The 20202-nt window shown below is 72.3% G+C and carries 15 protein-coding genes and 1 riboswitch; of the genes, 5 read left to right on the forward strand and 10 right to left on the reverse strand.

The window, feature by feature from the left end; genetic code table 11:
- Positions 1 to 108: 108 nt before the first annotated feature.
- The 3 genes from AB0G15_RS40235 to AB0G15_RS40245 form a co-directional block, all read right to left on the reverse strand.
- Positions 109 to 804, reverse strand: a complete 696-nt coding sequence (locus AB0G15_RS40235) for a CHAP domain-containing protein (RefSeq protein ID WP_362850656.1) — start codon at positions 802 to 804, stop codon at positions 109 to 111.
- 18 nt (positions 805 to 822) lie between these two features.
- A riboswitch (cyclic di-AMP (ydaO/yuaA leader) is annotated at positions 823 to 961 on the reverse strand.
- 700 nt (positions 962 to 1661) lie between these two features.
- Positions 1662 to 2240, reverse strand: a complete 579-nt coding sequence (locus tag AB0G15_RS40240) for a TetR/AcrR family transcriptional regulator (RefSeq protein ID WP_362850658.1) — start codon at positions 2238 to 2240, stop codon at positions 1662 to 1664.
- A 15-nt stretch (positions 2241 to 2255) separates the two neighbouring features.
- Positions 2256 to 3137 carry an oxidoreductase gene (locus tag AB0G15_RS40245; RefSeq protein ID WP_362850660.1) on the reverse strand — a complete coding sequence of 294 codons (882 nt, stop codon included), beginning with the start codon at positions 3135 to 3137 and terminating at the stop codon, positions 2256 to 2258.
- Between the two features lie 188 nt (positions 3138 to 3325).
- Between AB0G15_RS40245 and AB0G15_RS40250 the strand changes: the two genes are divergently transcribed.
- Entirely contained in the window at positions 3326 to 4366 is a 1041-nt protein-coding gene (locus AB0G15_RS40250; protein ID WP_362850661.1) for a hypothetical protein, read from the forward strand.
- 115 nt (positions 4367 to 4481) lie between these two features.
- Positions 4482 to 5684 carry a DUF6716 putative glycosyltransferase gene (locus AB0G15_RS40255; protein ID WP_362850663.1) on the forward strand — a complete coding sequence of 401 codons (1203 nt, stop codon included), beginning with the start codon at positions 4482 to 4484 and terminating at the stop codon, positions 5682 to 5684.
- A gap of 30 nt (positions 5685 to 5714) precedes the next feature.
- Here the strand turns inward: AB0G15_RS40255 and AB0G15_RS40260 are convergent, their stop codons facing one another.
- The 7 genes from AB0G15_RS40260 to AB0G15_RS40290 all read right to left on the reverse strand — a co-directional run bounded on the left by AB0G15_RS40260 (position 5715) and on the right by AB0G15_RS40290 (position 14915).
- Positions 5715 to 6773, reverse strand: coding sequence for a HAMP domain-containing sensor histidine kinase (locus AB0G15_RS40260; protein WP_362850665.1), 1059 nt, complete (start codon positions 6771 to 6773; stop codon positions 5715 to 5717).
- Positions 6770 to 7444 carry a response regulator transcription factor gene (locus tag AB0G15_RS40265; protein ID WP_362850667.1) on the reverse strand — a complete coding sequence of 225 codons (675 nt, stop codon included), beginning with the start codon at positions 7442 to 7444 and terminating at the stop codon, positions 6770 to 6772. The genes AB0G15_RS40260 and AB0G15_RS40265 overlap by 4 nt, the downstream gene beginning before the upstream one ends.
- Positions 7445 to 7450: 6 nt before the next feature.
- The gene (locus tag AB0G15_RS40270; protein WP_362850669.1) at positions 7451 to 9154 is read right to left on the reverse strand and encodes a serine hydrolase domain-containing protein; all 1704 of its coding nucleotides are present in this window, start codon (positions 9152 to 9154) and stop codon (positions 7451 to 7453) included.
- A gap of 172 nt (positions 9155 to 9326) precedes the next feature.
- Positions 9327 to 10616 carry a polysialyltransferase family glycosyltransferase gene (locus tag AB0G15_RS40275; RefSeq protein WP_362850671.1) on the reverse strand — a complete coding sequence of 430 codons (1290 nt, stop codon included), beginning with the start codon at positions 10614 to 10616 and terminating at the stop codon, positions 9327 to 9329.
- Positions 10613 to 11542: a glycosyltransferase family 2 protein gene (locus AB0G15_RS40280; protein WP_362850673.1), complete on the reverse strand. Its 930-nt coding sequence runs from the start codon at positions 11540 to 11542 to the stop codon at positions 10613 to 10615. Before AB0G15_RS40280 ends, AB0G15_RS40275 begins: the two co-directional genes overlap by 4 nt.
- 57 nt (positions 11543 to 11599) lie before the next feature.
- Entirely contained in the window at positions 11600 to 13657 is a 2058-nt protein-coding gene (locus tag AB0G15_RS40285) for an N-acetylneuraminate synthase family protein (protein ID WP_362850675.1), read from the reverse strand.
- A 295-nt stretch (positions 13658 to 13952) separates the two neighbouring features.
- Positions 13953 to 14915, reverse strand: coding sequence for an alpha/beta hydrolase family protein (locus AB0G15_RS40290; protein WP_362850677.1), 963 nt, complete (start codon positions 14913 to 14915; stop codon positions 13953 to 13955).
- A gap of 301 nt (positions 14916 to 15216) precedes the next feature.
- Between AB0G15_RS40290 and AB0G15_RS40295 the strand changes: the two genes are divergently transcribed.
- The 3 genes from AB0G15_RS40295 to AB0G15_RS40305 all read left to right on the forward strand — a co-directional run bounded on the left by AB0G15_RS40295 (position 15217) and on the right by AB0G15_RS40305 (position 20071).
- Entirely contained in the window at positions 15217 to 18738 is a 3522-nt protein-coding gene (locus AB0G15_RS40295; protein WP_362850679.1) for a S8 family serine peptidase, read from the forward strand.
- 234 nt (positions 18739 to 18972) lie between these two features.
- On the forward strand, positions 18973 to 19245 hold the full coding sequence (locus AB0G15_RS40300; protein ID WP_362850681.1) for a hypothetical protein: 273 nt from the start codon (positions 18973 to 18975) through the stop codon (positions 19243 to 19245).
- A gap of 109 nt (positions 19246 to 19354) precedes the next feature.
- Positions 19355 to 20071 (forward strand): MgtC/SapB family protein, encoded by a 717-nt coding sequence (locus tag AB0G15_RS40305; RefSeq protein ID WP_362850683.1) that lies wholly within the window; start codon positions 19355 to 19357, stop codon positions 20069 to 20071.
- Positions 20072 to 20202 lie beyond the last annotated feature (131 nt).

Raw genomic sequence — 20202 nt, forward strand, 5'->3', positions numbered from 1 at the left:
GGTCCAGCGCCCGGTGCACCGGACCGGCCAGCGTCTGCACGGCGACGGCCACCGCGATCACACCGAACAGCAGCGCCGAGAGGGCGGGCGCGGGCGGCGGGCGCGGGGTCAGCCGGAGTAGACGGGGTAACCGTAGCCGACGACCTGGGAGACGGGCCGGACGCGCTGTTCGACGTCGCCGTTGCCGGTGTTGCCCTCGATCGTGGTGATCGTGCCGTCTCCGTTGTCCTTCTTCACGAAGCCGACGTGGTCGATGCCGTCGATGCTCTTGCCACCGTCCCAGTCGAAGTAGACGACGGCGCCGGGGGTGGGGATGGTGCCCCAGTGACCGTTGTCCTTGAACCACTTGGCGTGGGCTACGGTGTAGGCGTCCCAGCCCATGGTGGGGCGGATGCCGGCCACCTCGCCGACCCAGGAGACGAACATCGCGCACCAGGGGGCGTTGGCGTAGTCGTACACGGTGTTGCCGCCGTCGCGGGCGAGGGTCTCCTTGGCGCGAGGGCTCGACATGTACCAGGAGTGGAACTTGGTCCCGCCGCCCTCGGCGTTCTCGCGGATGCCGATCTGCTTGGAGGCGATCTCCAGGACCTTCGCCGCGGAGACCTTGGGGAGCCTCTCGGCCACGATCTGGAGCGGGGTCTTGGCGGCCTTGGAATCCTGTGCCTTGGTGTCGACGGGGGGTGCGTTCACGACGCCGTGGCCGTCGGCCAGGGCGACGCCGGTGGTACCGGTAGTGAGGGCGACACAGGCGCCCAGGACGGCGCATACCGCGCGGGGGGTGGAGATGAGGCGATGCTTAGCCATACGGGGGTTCGACTCCTTGCTTCGCTTCCATTCCGCCTACCGGGTTAGCTGACGGGTTCGGGCTGGGAAGTGCCCTACGGCGCACGAGTGCGCTGATTCACCCCAGGAACGTGGTTCCCCGGTTCCGCAGACCTCGCGGATTCGGCGGCCGCGCCCACCAGCGGCGGAAGGTCTCCGCCAGGTGGGACGCAGTCGGGCAATGTGACGGCAATGCACAGACCTGGATAGACCTAGGCAATTGCCATGAATAGGACGAAGGTACGCCAGGGGGGCAGACGATTACAAGTAGGACATATTGCCTTGACTTGGGAATACGTCCGAAGCGGGCCGGTGTTGCGGGGTGCCGCCCGGCCTGGGAGGCGGGCCGGGACCGTGCGGGCCGCGCCTCTTCCCGGCGGACGGGAGAGGGTCTTGCCGAGGCCGGGATCCCCTGTCCCCGCGGCGATCCCGGTTTTCCGGACCTGCCCGCGAGCCGCCGGTCGGGAGGTGCTATGACGTGCGGGCGAGCCCCCTGGTCCGAGGTGGTGTGCTCCCAGATTGTCGAACAGGCATTCGATGGTAAAAAGTATTCGGATGGTAGGGGTTCTCCCATGGAGGGTCAGGACGGGGTGCGCGGGATCCGGCGGCCGATGAACCGTGCCTGACGAGGTTCCCGCAGCTCAGGGCGGTGGGGAGGGGCGCGATCAGGCCGTCGGCGGGCCTGGCCGCCCGAAGGGTAAAGAAACGTGCTCCCGGAGGGGCCCGACGCCGGCGAAGGTAAAGACGGGAGGTAAAGGAACACGCTTTCCAGGAGGCCTCGCCGTCCGCGGAGGTAAAGGCGTGCGGCGCGGGGGAGCGCGTTCCAGGAAGGTGTCCGCTCAGGTCGCCGGGCCGGACCACGCGCGAAACAGCGGAAGCAGGAAGCGGTCGACCGTCTCCTCGACGAACTCCCGGTCCAGCGGCTTCCCGGTGAAGAACAGCCGGTACCACACCAGCGCCTCGGTGACCTTCCTGAGCTCCGCCGCGTCCACCGGCCCCGGGAGCTCGCCGCGCTCCCTGGCGCGGTCGAGCAGCGGGGTGGTGCCCGTGATGTCGGCGCGGGGCACGTTGCCGCGCAGGGCGGCGGCCAGGTCGGGGGAGGTGAGGAGCGCGGGGAACAGGCCGAAGATCATCGCGTGTTTCCGTTCCAGGATCCGGCAGAACCCGTCCACGACCTCGATCAGATCCCCGCGCATCGTCCCGGTGTCGGGCGGCGGCGCGACCTCGATCTCAAGGTGGTTGCAGATCAGGTCCACGACCAGCGCCTCCTTGTCCTGCCAGCGACGGTAGATCGTGGCCTTGCTGGCGCTGGCCCGCCTGGCGATCTGGTCGACGGACATCCGGTCGTATCCGACCTCGGACAGCAGGTCCACAGTCGCGTCGAGGATCGCCCGTTCCCGCGCGGGATCGAGACGCAAGGTGCCTCCGGTGGTTCACGAGTGCTGCCTGATCTCCCAGAATCGTACGCCGGTCATCTCCTCCGACCTCTCCCAGAGCCTCGCCGCCACGGCCGCGTCCAGCGCCCTCGGCGAGGGGCGCAGCACCTTCGGCCCCGGCCCGACGTACTGCCCGCCCCTCGCCTCGGGGGAGGTCGCCGCGTACAGGGACGGCAGGGCGCCCTTGGCGGGCGGCTGCAGCGCCAGGCGCAGCAGGGCGTTGAGGGGACGGGTGAGGGCGCCGGCCTTCATGATGCCGGTGGCCGTCATGCCCGGGTGGGTCGCCAGGCTCAGCAGGGCCGCCCCCGAGGCGTCGGCGCGGCGCTGCAGCTCCAGGGCGAACAGCAGGTTGGCCAGCTTGGAACGGCCGTAGGCGGAGAACCTGCCGTACCGGCGCTCGAGAGCCAGGTCGTCGAAGTCGATCGCGCCGACGGCGTGGGCGTCGCTGGAGACCGTGACCACCCGGGCGGCGGGGGCGGCCAGCAGGCGTGGCATGAGCAGCCCGGTCAGCGCGAAGTGCCCCAGGTGGTTGACGCCGAGCTGGGTCTCGAAACCGTCGGCGGTGGTCCGCCGGGGCATCGGGCCCACCCCGGCGTTGTTGACCAGCAGGTCGAGCGGCCCGTCGACCGTCTCGGCGAACGCGCGCACCGAGCCGAGGTCGGCCAGGTCGAGCGCCCTCACCTCCGCCGCCGCCCCCGGCACCGCCGCCCTGACCGCGTCGAGCGCGGCCCGGCCCCTGTCCGCGTCGCGCGCGGTCAGGACGACCCGGGCGCCGTGCCTGGCCAGCTCGAGCGCCGTCGGCACGCCGATGCCGCCGCTCGCCCCGGTGACCACCGCGACGGAGCCGGTCAGGTCGGGGATCTCGTCAGCTGTCCACATCGCTCGCTCCTCTTCGGGATTGACGGATCTTCCGGATCGACGGACGGATCCGTGCCGGACCATGAAGTGTACGAAACCGTTCCGTACACCACGGTAAAGGCCGGAAAGATCACCCACAAGCGCGCGTGGTCGGCTGTTCATCCGCAGTTCCCGGGCGCTTAAGGACACCGGGTTAGGTTGTGGCAGTCGTGAACGGGTCATCGCCCGGCGTGGAGGACGGCCGAGACCACGCGCGGGAACAGGGTTCGGCCGTTGCCTGGGTGGAGTCCCCGCTGCAGATGCTCTGCGCGGTGGAGGCCCATCATGCCGGGCTGCTCGGTGCCCGCAGCCATCTCGTGCCCAGGGCGAAACTCCGCCCGCTGGCCGTGACGGGCCGCGAGCTGGGCCGTCTCGCCCTGCCCAGCGGGCTGGAGCTCACCGCGGCCAGGCCGGACATGCCCCGGCCGCGCCGGGGCGAGACCTGGGTGGTGGGCGACGCCTTCTCCGGCAAGGTCCAGTTCCGCTGGCTCACCTCGCTCCCGGGCCGGATCGTGATCGTCGACGACGGGCTCGCCACCATCCGGCTCCTGGAACTGCTCACCGGCAGGATGGGAACGCCCCTGCTGAGGGCCAGGGGGAAGGCCGGAAGGCTCAGGACCGCCCTCGGCACGGCGGCCGGGCTCAGGCTGCGCGCCGCCGCCCGCGCGGGGCGGCTGTCGATCTTCACCGCGCTGCCCGTGCCCCCCGACCTGGCGAAGGCCGTACGCGCCGGGGGAGCCGAGCTGGTCACCCACGACTTCGCCTGGCTGCGCTCCCAGCCGCTGCGCGCGCCCCGTCCCGAGGAGCGCACCGTCGTCCTCGGCACCTCGCTGGTCCGCAACGGCCTGATCCACCGCGACCGCTACTTCAGCTGGCTGGCCGGGCTCGGCTCGGACGGTCCGGTGGCCTACTTCCCGCACCGCCGCGAGGATCCCGACGACCTCGCCCGGGTCGGGGAGCAGCCGGGGATCACCGTCTACGACGGCGGGACCCCCGCCGAGATGACCCTGCGCGGGCTCGCCGCCGAGCAGCGGGTGCTGAGCCTGCCGTCCACCGCGGTCACCTCCCTGCGGGTGCTGCTCTCGGCCCGGGGCGTCGCCGTGGAGACGGTGGACGTCCCCGACGAGTGGTGGACGGCCGAGGCGGTTCCCTCCCTCCGATCCCACCTGTCGAGGTTCGCCCATCACGACACGGGAGTCACCGGGCCATGACCCCGCGCCCGGCGCCCGGCGGGCCCGCCGCTCGCGGGACGCGCGCCGCACTTCTCTCCACACGAAACCGTACGAAAACCGCGCGAAACCGGGGATTCCCCGCCGGAGGTTCTCCTTGAAGGTCCTGGCCGTGGCCGACTCCGACTCCTACCTGAAGTGGGCGGCCTGCCTGCTGAGGGACCTGCCCTCGGGCTGCGAGACGGAGCTGGCGGTCATCCGCACCCCCATCACCCCGTCGCCGGCGCAGATCCAGGCCGCCGTCGCCGGCTCGGCGGCCGACCCGCCCGTGCTGTCGGCCCGCGCGCTGCGCAGGACCGCGGAGCGTCTGCGGCCCGACGTGGTGCTCGTCGCCTGTACGGGGCCCGTGGTGGACGTGCTGGTCGGCGAGGTGCTGGCCGGGCTGCGGCCCCGGCCGGTGTTCGTCTCGGGATTGCCGGGCATCTCCGTCCCGGCCACCGAGAAGGCGTGGCTGTTCCGCAGCGGGTGCGACCTGTTCGTGCTGCACAGCGGCCGGGAGGTCGAGGAGTTCTCCGAGATCGGCCGCAGGCTGGGCGGGGGCGGCCAGGTCGGGCTGGCCCGGCTGCCGTTCCTGCGCGATGGCGTGGACGTCCCCGCCACCGGGCCGCGCGACCGGGTGGTGTTCGCCACCCAGGCCAAGGTGCCCAGGCGCCGGGAGGAGCGCGAGCGCGTTTTGCTCGCCCTGGCCGAGCTGGCCGGGAGGCGGCCGGACCTCGACGTCGTCGTCAAGCTCCGCGCCCTGGACACCGAGCGCCAGACCCACAACGAGCGCCACCACTACCAGCGCCTGTGGCAGTCGCTCGCCGAGGAGGGCCGGGTGCGCGCCGGGGCCGTGCGCTTCGCGGTGGGGCCCATGCACGAGCACCTGGCCCACGCGGCGGGGTTCGTCACCGTCAGCTCGACCGCCGCGCTGGAGGCGATCGCCCAGAAGGTGCCGCTCCTGGTGCTGTCGGACTTCGGGGTGGGCGCCGAGATGATCAACCTGGTCTTCGAGGACAGCGGCCTGCTCGGCACCCTCGAGGACCTCTCCGCCGGTCGCTTCCTGGACCCGGACGACGCCTGGTGCAAGGTCAACTACTTCCACCCCGGCGGCGAGAGCGACTGGGTGTCGCGGATGGTCTCCCTGGTCGGGCAGGCCCGCTCCGGGCGCCTCGTCCCGGCGAGGTCCCTGCTCGAGGGCCCCGAGTTCGCCGCGGCCCGCCGCCGCGCCCGTATGCGCGTGGAGGTCCCGCCGAACGTGCTGCGCGTCGGCTACCGCGCCAAGCGCCGGATGCGCCGCTATCTCAAGGCGCTCGGCTAGCCACGACCAGGGGATCGTCCTCGAGAGCGGTCAGCGGTGCAGGGTGAGCCGGAAGGCGCAGCCGTCACCGCCGGGCCGGGAAGGGTCCAGCGTGAGGTCGCCGCCGTGGGCCAGCGCGATCTGCCGGGCGATCGGCAGGCCGAGCCCGGTGCCGGGGACGTCGCGCCGGCCGCGCCAGAAGCGCTGGAAGACGTGTTCGCGTTCGCCGGCGGGGATGCCGGGGCCGTGGTCGGTCACGGTCACCGCGGCCTCGGCGCCGGTGACCTCGACGTCGATCTCCACCGTCGAACCGGCCGGGGCGTATCTGATCGCGTTGTCGACGAGGTTGGAGATCGCCCGGCTCATGGTGGGCTCGTCGACGGAGCACACGGCGGCGGGCGGGCCGGTGACCGACAGGCCGATCTCCTTGCCGGCCGCCAGCACGCCGGCGTGCTCGACGACACCGCGTACCAGGGCCATCAGGTCGGCCGGCCGCCGGTCGACGGCGCGGGCCCGCGCGCGGGCGTCGACCAGCAGGTGGTCGATCGTCGTCTGGAGCCGTTCGGACGCCGCCCGCGAGCGTTGCAGCCCTCGCCGGTAGATCTCGACGGTGGGCGCGGGGTGATCGAGGAGCACCTCGGCGTTGGTCATCAGGACCGACAGCGGCACGCGCAGCTCGTGGCTGGTCTCGTCGATCAGCCGCCACTGCGTCGCGGCGGCCTGTTCCAGCCGGTCGAGCATGGCGTCGAAGGAGGCGGCCAGCGCCACGATCTCGGCCGGCCCGCGATCCATGGCGATGCGCCGGCTCAGGTCCGTTCCGCCGATGTCGTCGGCCGCCGCACGGACCCGCTCGATCGGGGCCGTCGCCCGGCCCGCCCACCACCAGGCGAGCGCGGCGGCGGCCGGAGCGAGCGCGAGGATGGTCCAGCTGACCCACGCCGACCTGTGCGTGGAGGTGCTCCGGACGACCTCCGCACCGTCGAGCGTCCGGAGGGTCGTCTCGGTGTCGGTCACCAGGATCACGCCGAACAGCAGCAGGACCGGCAGGTAGCTCGCGAGGAATCCGAGCACGGCCAGGCGCGCGCGCAGCGACCGCCAGGGACGGGTCATGACGAGGGCTCCTCCAACCGGTAGCCGGCATTGGTGATCGTGAGGATCAGGGGAGGATCACCGAGCTTCCTGCGCAACCGGCTGAGGATGACCCGTACCGAGGCGGTGAAGGGGTTGGCGTGCGCGTCCCACACGTGCTCCAGCAGGTCCTCGGCCGAGAGCGTCGCACCGGGGTGGTGCATGAAGTAGCGCAGCAGCGCGTACTCGCGCGAGGTGAGACCGAGCTCGACGCCGGCTCGCCACACCCGGTGGGCGGTCAGGTCGAGCGTCAGCTCGCCCACCCGCAGGATCGAGCCGTGGTCGTCGCCGCGGCGGCCCAGCGCCCGCAGCCGGGCGACGAGTTCGGCGAAGTGGAACGGCTTGACGAGGTAGTCGTCGGCACCGGCGTCCAGCCCGGCCACCCGGTCGGCGACGGCGTCGCGGGCGGTCAGCACGAGCGTGCGCCGGGGCCGGTGCAGGCCGGGATCGCGGGCGAGCCGGCGCACGAGGTCGAGCCCGTCGCCGTCGGGCAGGGACAAATCGAAGCAGGCCACGTCGTAGGCCGTGGTCCGCAGCGCCTCCTCCGCCTCGCGGCAGGTCGCCGCCAGGTCCACCGCGTACGACTCGTTGCGCAGGCCGAGGGCGACCAGCTCGGCCAGGTCGGGGTCGTCCTCGACGATCAGGATGCGCACGGCGGGTCAGCCGGTTCGCCGGGCGGTCGACGTCCCGTCCGCCCGGGAGACGACCAGGTTCCGGTCCCGGAGGGAGAGGCTCACCTGAGGCCCGGTGCCGGTCGGGTCGTCGGGGAGATAGCGGCCGTCCCCGGAGGGGACGAAGGTCAGCCTCGGGGGTTTCGTGGGGACCTCGGCCGCCTGGACGCCTCCTTGCTCGTTCACGGTGTACCAGCCGAGGACCGGCCGGGTTCCCGCGGTGACGGTGACGTAGGTGCGCACCTCGCCGCCGACGGTCACGGTGCCGGCCAGGGCGACGCCGCTCACGGGCCCGAAGGAGGTGGTCAGGGACTCCCGCTCCTTGCGGCCCTCCTGCGTCTGGCCGGCCAGCAGCGCCAGCACGCGCTCGTCGTGCCCGCGCATGTCGCCGGCGATGGAACCGCTCGGCGGGAACAGCGCCGTGACGGCGTCGGGGCCGGTGGCGGAGACCGTCACCTTGCCCGCGGTCGCGCTCACGTCGAAGGAACCCCCCGTCTCCAGCTCGTACGATCCGACGATAGCGGCGAGGTCGGCGCCGTCGCGGGGCGCGACGGCGGGGGTGGGCAGCGGGCCGCCGGTGAGCAGCGCCGGGCCCACCGCCCGCAGCAGGTCCTCGGCGCTCACCTCCGGCCTGTTGGCCGCTATCGCGACCACCCGCTCCTGCCCGGGGATCCACGCGACGGTGGTGTTGTGGCCGATCTCGCCGCCGCCCCCGGCCGTGGCCAGGAACGGTTCGCCGAACACCGGCTTCTCGAACGCCACCCATCCCGGGGTCTCGGACCTGCCGTCGCCCAGGTCGTGTCCGGGCCTGCCGATGGTCTCGGCCGACTCGCGGGAGAGCAGCCGCCCGGTGAACAGCGCGTGCGTCCAGGCCGCCAGATCCCGCATGGTCATGGCGAGGCCCCCGTTGCCCTCCACGGCCCAGTACGGTCCGGCGAAACCACCCGGGTGGCCGGTCGTGCCGTTGTCGAGGCGGCCGACGGCCCGGGGGCCGGTCACGGCCGGCTCACCGTCCCAGAATCCCCCCGCGACCCCTCCGCCGGGCAGCCGCAGGATCCTCGATGCCAGGTAGGAGCGGAAACTCCGGCCGGACGCCTTCTCGACGACGAGCGCCAGCAACGTGTAGCCGGCGTTGGAGTACAGGTAGCCGCGGCCGGGCTTGAAGGCCGGCTCCAGCGCGCCGATCGCCGCCACCGCGGCGTCCCGGCCGAGCGGTTCGTAGTCGTCGCCGGCGTGCGAGCCGTTGAGGCCGCCGGTGTGCAGCAGCAACTGCCTGACCGTCGCCTTGGCCGCGGCGCCGTCCAGCTCGGGCAGGATCCGCCCCGCCCGGTCGTCGAGCGACAGCTTCCCCTCCTCCACCAGGGCGAACACGGCCGCCGCGGTGAAGGCCTTGGTGACCGACCCGATGCTGAACACCGTCTCCGGCGTGTTCGGCCTCGCGGTGGCGTCGTCGGCCGTGCCGTAGGCGGCGAGACACTCGACCCTGCCGCCCTTCATGATTGCGATCGATCCGCTGAACCCGGCCCTCGCCCACGCGCCGAAGGCCGCGTCCAGCCGGTGGTCGCACCGCGGCGCGCCGGCGTCCGCGGTCCGTCGCGGCTGCGGGCCCGCCTGGCCGGCCGGATCGGCGCTGCACGCCGCCAGGGTCGCGATCAGCGCGACGGTGACGATCGCTGGAAAGGATTTTCGCATGAGGCGAAGCTAGGACCCCGCCCGCAAACCTGATGTGAACGAAACCTGATGTGAACGGCTCCGCGCCGGGCCGGGGTCCCGCCCGGCCCCGCCACGACGGTGGTCGTTCACCGGCCCCGCCAGGGCGGGGCCGTGGCGGGGCCGGGTCCGCGGGTCTACCGGGTCCGCGGGTCTAGGGGAACGCCTTCGACAGGCGGTCGCGGAGCCTGCCCAGGGGACTCCGCTCCCGGGGGACGGCGGCGGCCCGCGGGATGATCAGGTCCAGGGCACCGAGGCGCTGGCGCTTGAAGTAGCGGGCGGGGCCGTGCGCCTCCAGGTAGGCGGCGGCGCTCTCGCGCAGCCCCGGATAGACCTCGGCCTGCATGCAGTAGCCGACCGCGCCCACCAGGGCGGGAAGGTCCACCGGCGGCGGTTCCTCCAGCGAGCCGTCCGCCGACAGGCGCGGCAGCAGGGCGTCGGTGACGGTGGCCGGGATCCGGTTGCTGTTCTCGTACGGGGTGAGCCGCTCCAGGACCAGCTCGCCGCCCACCGTCGCCACCGGGAGCCCGAAGTAGCGGCTCGCGGTGATCAGGGCGGTGGAGAAGCAGCCGACCACGAGCTCGGGCCGCAGCGCGGCGAAGCACGACTCGGCGGGTACGGTCTCCGCCACCACCTCGAGCTCGACGCCCAGTTCGGCGGCCGTCTCGCGCAGCCGCCTGGCGTGCCCGCGCCCGGCGGCCGGGTGGGGCTTGAACAGCACGCCGCGAAACCCCCGGGCGGCGAGGCCGCGCAGCATGTCGTCGTGCAGCCGCGACTCCTCCTCGGGGGTGACGAGGTCGAGCGCGGACAGGTACTGCCCGAGGATCATCGCCCGGCCCGGGGGAGCGTCACCGGTCTTTCCTCCGACACTTCCGATCACGTCGAGGAAGGCCCGGCCGGGGACGGTCTCGGCGGGGACCCCGTACTCCGACAGCAGCAGCGGCGTCAGGCCGGGGACCAGGTCGAGGTGGAGCAGCCGGGTGATCCGGCCGGAGATCTCCAGCGGCAGCGGGTCGCGGGTCGGGCCGTAGCTCATCAGGCCGTCGGAGTAGACCGAGATCGGGCAGTCCTTGACCAGCCCCGCCAGGGTCCTGGCCGGGGGGACCGCGACGGACTCCAGGACCAGTTCGGCGGGCCCGTTCCCCAGGGACAGGTACGAGCCGACCAGGCGGCTCAGCATCGGCACCTCGATGACGCGGGCCTTCCAGTCTGAGGGGTGCAGCGGGGCCACGATCTCGTTCCACGAGTGGACCTCGTCGAAGCGCGGGCGCAGCGCGGCGAAACCGGGGGTCTCGTCCAGGGCCGGGGTGATCTCCGGGATGGCCGCGTTGTTGGACACCAGCAGGATCCGGCGCCCCTCGCGGGGACCGAAGCGGCCTTCGTCGATCGCCGCCGCCAGCGTCATCGCGCCGAACAGGGTCGAGGCGTAGAACAGCTGCGTCATCGGCCCTCCAGGAGTCTCTGCAGGATCTGGTCGCGTTCCGGGTCCAGGCGGGTCTCGGCGAGCAGGTCCGCGGGGAACCGCCTCAGGGTGGCGGCGCCGCGCTCCTCGAAGCGGGCGCGCAGCTCGGGGGAGAACCGCTCGCCCATCTCCAGGTGGTGGGCCAGGAGCGCGCGGAACATGCGCACCGCCTTGGGCGCGAACTCCTCCTCCAGGTCCTCGAAGACCAGGTCGAAGGCGTCGAAGAAGTGCAGCTGCCTGGCGTCGCCGATCTGGGTCAGCGAGCCCGCCACCATCCGCCGGTAGAACAGCCCGGCCAGCGACACCACCGCGAACGAGCTCGCGGCGCGGTGCAGCCGCCAGATCCACGGCCTGTCCTCGGCGGTGTGCAGGTGCCCGGGGAAGGTCAGCAGCTCGCCGAGGTCGCGGCGGTAGATCCCCGCCCACGCGTACGGGTAGTCGACCATGGTCTTGGACCGGGCGGGCAGGATGTGGTCGCGCGGCTTCAGCACCACCTCCCGGGTGGCGAGCGGCGCCCGGTGGATCACCCGCTTCCTGCCCTCGGCCTGGACGTGGTCGACCCGGACGAAGTCGCAGCCGAGCCGCTCGATCGCCCCGACCAGGTCCTCCAGGTAGCCGGGCGCGAGCCAGTCGTCGCCGTCCATGAACGTCAGGTAGCGGCCCGAGGCCAGGGCGACCCCGAGGTTGCGCGCGTCGGCCAGCCCGACCGGCGTGTCGTTGTGCAGCACGACCAGGCCGGGCAGGTCGTCGCGGAAGTCCTCGACGATCTGCCCGGTCGCGTCCGCGGATCCGTCGTCCACCACGATGAACTCGAAGTCCCTGCGCGCGTTCCTGACCAGCGAGGTCAGCGCGTCACCGATGTAGGCCTCCGCGTCCCGCACAGGGACGACGACGGACAGCTTGATCAAGTTGTTCTTCCCGTTCCCGGTCGGAGGTTCGTACGAGGCGGCTTCCCGGCCGGAGGGTCACACGGTGACGCGGCGCAGGCGCGACTTGGGCGCCTCCTCGCCGGGGAAGACCCGCTTGACGCCGTCGCCCAGGGCGGTCTCGATGATCCGGATGTCGCGGACCAGGTGCTCCAGCCCGGCCGGCTCCAGCGAGGCGGCGTGGTCGGAGCCCCACATGGTGCGGTCGAGCGTGATGTGCCGCTCCACGGTCACCGCGCCCAGGGTCACCGCCGCGAGCGAGATCTGCAGGCCGCGCTCGTGGCCGGAGTAGCCGACCGGCACGCCGTACCGCTCCTGGAGGGTGACGATCGCGCGGAGGTTGGCCTCCTCGGGGGGAAGCGGGTAGGTGGAGGTGGCGTGCATCATCACCAGCTTGGAGGTGCCGAGGATCTCCACCGCCTGGTCGATCTCCTCCAGCGTGGACATGCCGGTGGACAGGATGAGCGGCTTGCCGGTGGAGGCGAGCGCGCGCAGCAGCTCCAGGTCGGTCACGCTCGCCGAGGCGATCTTGTGGGTGACCACGTCCATCGACTCGAGGAACTCCACCGAGGGCACGTCCCACGGGGAGGCGAACCAGTCCAGGCCGCGCTCCTGGCAGTGCTTGGCGATCTCGGTGTACTCCTTCAGGCCGAACTCGGTCCTGATCTTGTACTCCATGTAGGTCATCTCGCCCCAGGGCGTCTGCCGGATCTGGTCGCGCTGCTCCAGCGGCACGCAGATCTCCGGCGTGCGCTTCTGGAACTTGACCGCCTGGCAGCCCGCCTCGGCCGCCACGTCGATCAGCCTGCGCGCGATGTCCAGGTCGCCGTTGTGGTTGATGCCGATCTCGGCGATCATGTAGACCGGCCGGCCGGCGCCGACCAGCGAGTCGCCGATCTGGACGGGCTTGGCGACGGGGGTGAGCCGCAGCTCGGCGCGGGGCGCGGGAGCGGTGACGGCCTCCTCCAGCGGGCGGGCCGCGAGGACCCGGTCGCACAGCTCCCGTACGGCCCCGGCCCCTCCGGCCCTGGTCAGCACGGTCCTGGCGGCGGCGCGGACCTTGGGGTGGGCGTCGGGGACCGTGACGGGCCAGCCGACGTCGCTCATCGGGCCCAGGTCGTTGACGTCGTTGCCGACGTACGCGACGCGGGACGGGTCGATCCCCTCGATGGCGAGCCAGTCGCGCAGCACGGTCCGCTTGTCGGTCAGGCCCTGCAGGACGGGCACGCCGAGCTTGCGGGCACGGGCCGCGACCACCGGGTTGTGCTCGGTGGACATGATCATCAGTTTGACGCCGGAGCGGCGCAGCAGCGAGATGCCCATGCCGTCGGAGCGGCTGACCGCGACCATCTCGCGGCCGTCCTGGTCGACGTAGGCGCGGTCGTCGGTGTGCACGCCGTCGAAGTCGGTGATCACCGCGTCCACGTCGATCGGCTCGGGCTCGTCGACGAAGGGCGCGAGCGCCCGTACGATCTCGAGGTCCTCGGGGGTGTCGATCTCGATGGCGTGGCGCGAGGGCACCTGCTGCACGGCGACGGCGCCGAAGAAGCGGTGGCCGTGCTCGCGCAGGCCCTCGGCGCGCATCACGTAGAACGCGCCGGTCTCGCGGAAGTTCGGCTCGCGGTCCTGGCGGCGGGGGCGGTGGGACGGGTCGTGGTTGACGCCCGCGCCGGCGGCGCTCCACAGGAACTCGTGCGTCTCCAGCCCGGAGAACACCACGTCGGCGCTGCCGTCCAGGACCTTGGCGATCGCGCTGTCCAGGTCGGCGGGGTCGATGAACGCGCTGGTGCACTGCACCAGGACGACCACGTCGGGGACCTCGGACAGGTGGTCCAGCGCGTGCAGCACGGCGGACTCGCTGGAGGCGGTCGCGCCGCTCAGCTCCTCCGGCCGGTGGATCACGGTGGCCCCCGCGGCGCGGGCGGCCTCGGCGATCCCCTCGTGGTCGGTGCTGACCACGACCTCGTCGACCAGCTCGGCGCGCACGCAGGCCCGTACCGCACGGGCGACCAGGGGACTGCCGCCCACCGCGGCCAGGTTCTTCAGGGGGACCCCCACCGAACCTCCACGGGCGGGGACAACGGCCAGGACTCGCAAGGTGGCTCCTCATGACATACGGCGAACGCCCCTGAGCTGGGGTGTCATAGGAACCTAGCCACGGGGGTGACCGGAAAGGGGTGTCTGAGCTGAACGCCCAGAGTCGCCCGTCTTAACTTTCCGCGCGACCGGGAGCTCCGGCTCGCCGGTGCCCCGCGGCCCCTCGGTCCCCGGTCCGCCGGTGGCCCGCGACCCCCCGAGCGCCGGCCCGCCGTCGATCCGCGCCCCCCTGAGCGCCGGTCCGCCGGTGGCCCGCGGCCTCCCGGTCACCGGCCCGCCGGTGACCCGCGGATCCTCAGACGGACGCGCCGATGGAGCCCATGAGCATGGGGAGTGAGCGTTCGAGGCCGCGGCGCCAGTAGGGCCAGGAGTGGGTGCCGGGCCCGTAGAAGTCGACCGCCACCTCGGCGCCGCTCGCCTTGGCGCGCTCGACGAAGGTCACGGCCTGCAGGAGCAGGGACGCCTCGCCCTCGTCCCGCGCCTCGGAGGCGTCGTCCAGCGGGCCGGGGGCGCCGTCGCCGCTGGAGACGAAGAGCCGCACCCCGCGCAGCGCGCCGGTGAGGTCGGCCGGATTGTGGGCGGCCCACTCCGGATCCTGGGGGGAGCCCCAGAGCCTCACGGACTTCTCGCCGTACTGCCCGAGCAGCCAGTCGACGCCGCCGTTGCCGTCGCGAGTGTGCAGCACCCCGGAGTAGGAGGCCGCCGCCTGGAACATGCCGGGGTGGCGGGCCGCGTACGACATCGCCCCGAACCCGCCCATGGACAGTCCCGCCACCGCCCGCCGGTCCCCGGCGCCGTAGTCGCGCTCCAGGACGGACCGCACCTCGGTGAGGTGGAAGGTCTCCCAGCCGGGCCCCTCGCGCCAGTCGGAGTAGAAACCGACGGCGCCGCTCTCGGGGATGACCACGAGCGCGGGGTAGCCCGAGGTGAGCTCCGCGGCGCCCCCCTTGGTCACCCAGGTGTCGTACCCGGACTGGCAGCAGCCGTTCAGCAGATACAGCACCGGCCACGGACCCGAGCCCGGCTCCCACCCGGCGGGCAGCAGGACCCTGACCTTGCCCTCGCGGCCGAGCGAGGCGGAGGTGACGGTGAGCTCGTGGTCGCGCTCGCCCAGCTTCTTCACCGCGACGGCGGAGGCTCGGGCGTCCTCCTCGCCGTACGTGCCGGTGGAGGACGGGGGCAGCAGGGCGAGGATCACCGCCACGACCGCGACGGCGGCCAGCAGGAGCACTCCCAGACGTACAGCGGTGCGGTTCACGCCGTCGATTCTCCCGCGTCCCGCTGATCGCGTGAAGCCCACATGCCGTACCGGCCCCGCGGAGGAGGTGGTGAGGCGGCGTGTCCGGCGCGGGCGCGGGAGCTCATGGCCGGTACGGCCCGCTGTTTGGGCCGGTCCATTCATGTTAATTCTGGTGACATATGGCCTTTTAGTAATCCGAAAGCTTGAAAATTACACAAGATCTATTCAAGATTCTCCACGTGGGTTGTAAAGATCGTGCGCACCCCGCGTCGCTCTGCCGGGCGGGAGACTCCCGCCCGGAGTGAGTGAAGGAGATCGTGTGTCAAACACCCCTCGACACCGGCGATCGGTCCTGGCCGGGATCGCCACCGCCCTGATGCTCGTCCTCCCGCAGGGGGTGGCCCAGGCCGCACCCGCCCCTGACAAGATCCACAAGGCCGTCCTGGCGGATCTGGCCACCGACGACAAGGCCACTTTCTGGGTACGCCTGAACGGCGACGCCGACCTCGGCGCGGCCCGCAGGGCGAAGGCCAGGACGGAGAAGGCCACGCAGGTCTTCCGGGCCAAGACCGAACTCGCCACCTCGTCGCAGGCGGGCCTGCGCAAGCTCCTGACCGCGGAGAACGCCGACTTCACCTCCTTCTGGATCGTCAACGCCATCCGGGTGACCGGCAACGCCAAGCTGGCCGGGGAGATCGCCGAGCGGCCCGAGGTGGACCGGATCGAGCCCAGCCGGGTCACCAAGGTGCCCGAGCCGCTGCCCGGCAAGGAGGTGGCGAGGATCAACGCGATCGAGTGGAACATCGACCGGGTCAACGCCCCCCGGGTCTGGGGCGAGCTCGGCGTCCGCGGCGAGGGCGTCGTCGTGGCCAACATCGACACCGGCGTGCAGTTCGACCACCCCGCGCTGGCCGCCAAGTACCGGGGCAGGAGCGCGGACGGCGTCGTCGACCACGACCACAACTGGTTCGACCCGGCCGGCGTCTGCTCCGGCACCGCGCCGTGCGACAACAACGGCCACGGCACCCACACCATGGGCACCATGGTGGGCGACGACGGAGGCGCCAACACGATCGGCGTCGCCCCCGGCGCGAAGTGGATCGCCGCCAAGGGCTGCGAGTCCACCACCTGCTCCGACGCCTCGCTGCTGGCCGCCGGGCAGTGGGTGCTCGCGCCCACCGACCTGGACGGCGGCAACCCGCGTCCCGATCTGGCGCCGCACATCGTCAACAACTCCTGGGGCGGCGACGGCTTCGACCCCTGGTACAAGGAGACCGTCGACGCGTGGGTCGCGGCGGGCATCTTCCCCGTCTTCGCCAACGGCAACGTCACCAACGCGGGCTGCAACTCCAGCGGCTCGCCCGGTCAGTACGTCGCCGGCTACAGCGCCGGCGCGTTCGACGTCAACAACACGATCGCCACCTTCTCCACCCGGGGCGCCGGCGAGAACGGCGAGATCAAGCCCAACCTCGCGGCACCCGGCGTGAACGTGCGCTCGGCCGTGACCAACGGCGGCTACGGGTCCAACTCCGGCACGTCGATGGCCGCGCCGCACCTGGCGGCCACCGTCGCGCTGATGTGGTCGGCCTCCCCGCCCCTGCTGGGCGACATCGCCACCACCCGGGAGCTGCTCGACCGGACCGCGATCGACGTCGACGACACGCGCTGCGGCGGCACCGCCGCGGACAACAACATCTGGGGCGAGGGCAGGCTCGACGCGTTCGCGGCGGTCCAGGCCACCCCCACCGCCGAGCTCGGCGGGCTGAGCGGCACCGTCACCTCGGGCGGCGAGCCGCTGGCCGCGGCGGACGTCACCGTCACCGGGCCGCTGAACCGCGCGGTCACCACCGCGCAGGACGGGACGTACGAGCTGCCCCGCCTGCTCGCGGGCGACTACCGGCTCACCGTGAAGAAGTTCGGGTACGACGACGCCACCGTCGAGACCGTCACCGTCGTGTCCGGCCAGACGGCAACCCAGGACGTGTCGGTGACGCGGCTGTCCTCGGGCACGGTCTCCGGCACGGTCACCGCCGCGGGAGCCCCCGAGCCGGGCGCCACGCTGACCGCGGTGGGCACCCCGGTCAGCGCGGTCGCCGACGCGGCGGGCCGGTACCGGCTCACGCTGCCCGACGGCGACCACCGGCTGAAGGTCACCCCCGGTTCCCGGTGCGCGGGAGAACTCACCGTGCCGATCACGGTGAACGGCGACCTCACCAAGGACGTGGACCTGCCGCGCCGCGCCGACTCCTTCGGCTACACCTGTGACAGCGCCGCCGAGGCGTACGTCGCGGGCACCGCCAGGAGCACGCTCACCGGCGACGACGCGGTCCAGCAGATCGCGCTGCCGTTCACCTTCCCGTTCTACGGCACCGGCTACACCGGCGCCTGGGTGAGCAGCAACGGGTTTCTGGCCTTCAAGGACAGCACCGCCCTGGCGGGCAACGTGACCCTGCCCGCCGCCGGCGCGCCCAACGCGGCGCTCTACGCCTTCTGGGACGACCTCGTGCTGGACGACCAGTCCGGGGTCTACACCGCCACCGTCGGGACCGCGCCGAACCGGACCTTCGTCGTCGAGTGGCGCAACGCCCGCTTCTACGCCGACGCCACCCAGCGCGTCTCGTTCTCGGCGCTGCTCGGCGAGAACGGGTCGGTCGGGTACCGCTACGACGGCGTCGACAGCGAGCGCGAGGCCGGGATCGGTGCCACGGTGGGCATCGAGAACGCCGACGGCACCGACGCGCTGCAGTACTCCTTCAACGGCGCCGCGATCGGCGACGGCCAGAGCCTGACCTTCACCGCGAGCCGGCACGGCCTGCTGACCGGCGTCGTCACCGACGCCAACGACGGCGAGCCGCTGGCGGGCGCGACGGTGAAGGTCGGCGACGCGGCGACCTTCACCACCGGGGCGAACGGCACCTTCCTCGGTCAGATCCTGCTGGGCGACTACCGGGTCGAGGTCTCCAAGGAGAACTACGGGACCTTCACCCAGGAGGTCACCGTCACCGCCGGGGGCGTGACCCGGGCCGACACCGCGCTGGCCACCGGCCGGGTGACGGCCTCGGCCGCCGAGCTGACCCTGGTGCAACCGGCGGAGACAACCAGGACGGGCACGGTCGAACTGTCCAACCTGGGTGTCAGCACGGCCTACACCGTGCTGACAGACCCCGCCCAGGGGTGGCTGAGCGTGGCGCCCGCCACCGGCGAGCTCGCCAAGGGCGCGTCGGTGAGGCTGAAGGTGACCGCCTCCAGCGCGGGCGTCACGCCGGGCACCGTACGCACCGGCAAGCTGCTGGTGCGCTCGGCGAGCGGCCGCAACCCGCAGATCGAGATCGTCGTGACGGTCGTGGTGCCCAAGCACCAGGTCGCCGTCGAGGTGGGCGGCACCAGGGACGTCGTCGACGCCGCCGGTGACCGCTGGACCGCGGACCGCAAGCACAGCGCCGGCGGTCACGGCTACGTCGGCACCGGCACCAAGACGAACACGACGAGCAGGACGATCACCGGCACCACCGAGCAGGCGCTGTTCGGGAGCGTCCGCGAGGGGATGCTGGAGTACCGGTTCGACCAGGTGCCCAACGGCACCTACGCCGTCGAGCTCGGCTTCGCCGAGACCCGGGGCAAGCGTGAGGGCCAGCGCGTCTTCGACGTCATCGTCGAGGGGCAACTGGCGATCCCCGCGCTGGACCTCGCCCTGGAGACCGGCGCGTACACCGCCACCACCCGGCAGTACACGGTGAAGGTCACCGACGGCCAGCTCAACGTGCGGTTCGCCAAGCGGACCGGCGACACCGTGCTCAACAGCGTCCGTATATCCGAGCGCCCCGACAAGGCCACCCCGTAGTGGCCTGAACCCCCACCGGCCCGTCCCGTCTTCCCCACGGGACGGGCCGTGCTCGTCCCGGGTGCTCCACGGGCCACCGGGGGGCGGGCCGGTGGGCCGACGGCTCGACGGTTCGCGGGCCGATGGGCCGATGGGCCGAGAGCGGATCGGGTGGGCAAAGTCCTGGCCAAAGGACGTTACGGGTCGTGCGTGGCCGGGGATTGGCGGGGTGTGTCGTGATTCACGGAGGCTGCCATGGCCAGGACAACCACCACCGCTTCGAACGGCAGGACGCGTGTCCGGGCGAAGGAGGAACGGCTGCCGCCGCACATCGACGTGCCGGTGATCGGGACGTTGACCCTGCCGCCGCCGGATCGGCTGGTCTTCTACGGGGTGCTGGGCGCGCTGGGAGCCTTCGGAGTCATCGAATGGCCCGTCGTCCTCGTCGTCGGAGTCGGCCACTACCTGTCGGAACAGCGGGTCTTCCCCGCCCTCCGGGAGGCCGGGCTGGCCGCCGAGACGGCGTAACCGGGATCGGGGCCGCCTTCACCGGGATGGGGACCGGGGGCGCCTTCACCGGGCCATGGATCGGGGACGTTTTCACCGGGACACGGGACCAGGACCGGGGGTGATGGGGATGGCGCCTCTCGGTGAACTCGCCGGACAGGGCTGGGCGCAGATAGGGGCACTGTGCCTGGCCTTCGCGCTCTCGGCCATGATCGGCCTGGAGCGGGAGGTCCGCCAGAAGAGCGCGGGCCTGCGCACCCACACCCTGGTCGGCTTCGCCGCCGCCCTGATCATGCTGGTGTCGAAATACGGCTTCACCGATGTCCTGGGGGAGAACGTCAATCTCGATCCGTCCCGCGTGGCCTCCCAGATCGTGTCCGGCATCGGCTTCCTGGGCGCGGGACTGATATTCGTCCGCGGTGACGCGGTCCGCGGCCTCACCACCGCCGCGGCGGTCTGGCTCACCGCCGGGGTGGGCATGGCGGCGGGGGCCGGGCTGTGGCTGCTGGCGGTCATCGTGACCACCGGGTACTTCGTGACGGTGTTCGTCCTCACGCCGCTGGCCGACCGGCTTCCCCGGTCCAAGTACGCGCCCTCGCGGCTCCATCTCACCTACCTCGGCGAGCAGGGCGTGCTGCGGCGGGCACTGGCCGAATGCACACGGCGGGGATTCGGCGTGGACGAGCTGTCCGTCGGCCAGCGCCCCGAGGGGCAGAGCCCGGCGACCGTCTCGCTCTGGCTCACCGTGCACGGCGCCGGATCGATAGCCGAGCTCACCACGGCGCTCTCAGAGATCGACGGGGTGCTCGCCGTGGTGAGCCGGGACGCCAACTCGGCGACGCCCTGAACTCGGCGATGCCCCGAACCGCGGTCGCGCGCTTTCGGTGATCGCTCCTCGGCGTCGTCACGGCCGCCGTGCTCGTCACCCGGCGAAAGATCTTGAGCCGAGGCCGCGGCGCCCGCATTGACATGCAACCA

It is taken from the genome of Streptosporangium sp. NPDC023825 (genome assembly GCF_040639575.1).
Classification (GTDB): domain Bacteria; phylum Actinomycetota; class Actinomycetes; order Streptosporangiales; family Streptosporangiaceae; genus Streptosporangium.

What these genes read in the sequence shown, in the direction of transcription:
- AB0G15_RS40235 (WP_362850656.1), bottom strand. Translation starts at nt 804, where the DNA reads ATGGCTAAGCATCGCCTCATCTCCACCCCCCGCGCGGTATGCGCCGTC.
- AB0G15_RS40245 (WP_362850660.1), bottom strand. Translation starts at nt 3,137, where the DNA reads ATGTGGACAGCTGACGAGATCCCCGACCTGACCGGCTCCGTCGCGGTG.
- AB0G15_RS40260 (WP_362850665.1), bottom strand. Translation starts at nt 6,773, where the DNA reads ATGACCCGTCCCTGGCGGTCGCTGCGCGCGCGCCTGGCCGTGCTCGGA.
- AB0G15_RS40270 (WP_362850669.1), bottom strand. Translation starts at nt 9,154, where the DNA reads ATGCGAAAATCCTTTCCAGCGATCGTCACCGTCGCGCTGATCGCGACC.
- AB0G15_RS40275 (WP_362850671.1), bottom strand. Translation starts at nt 10,616, where the DNA reads ATGACGCAGCTGTTCTACGCCTCGACCCTGTTCGGCGCGATGACGCTG.
- AB0G15_RS40300 (WP_362850681.1), top strand. Translation starts at nt 18,973, where the DNA reads ATGGCCAGGACAACCACCACCGCTTCGAACGGCAGGACGCGTGTCCGG.
- AB0G15_RS40305 (WP_362850683.1), top strand. Translation starts at nt 19,355, where the DNA reads ATGGCGCCTCTCGGTGAACTCGCCGGACAGGGCTGGGCGCAGATAGGG.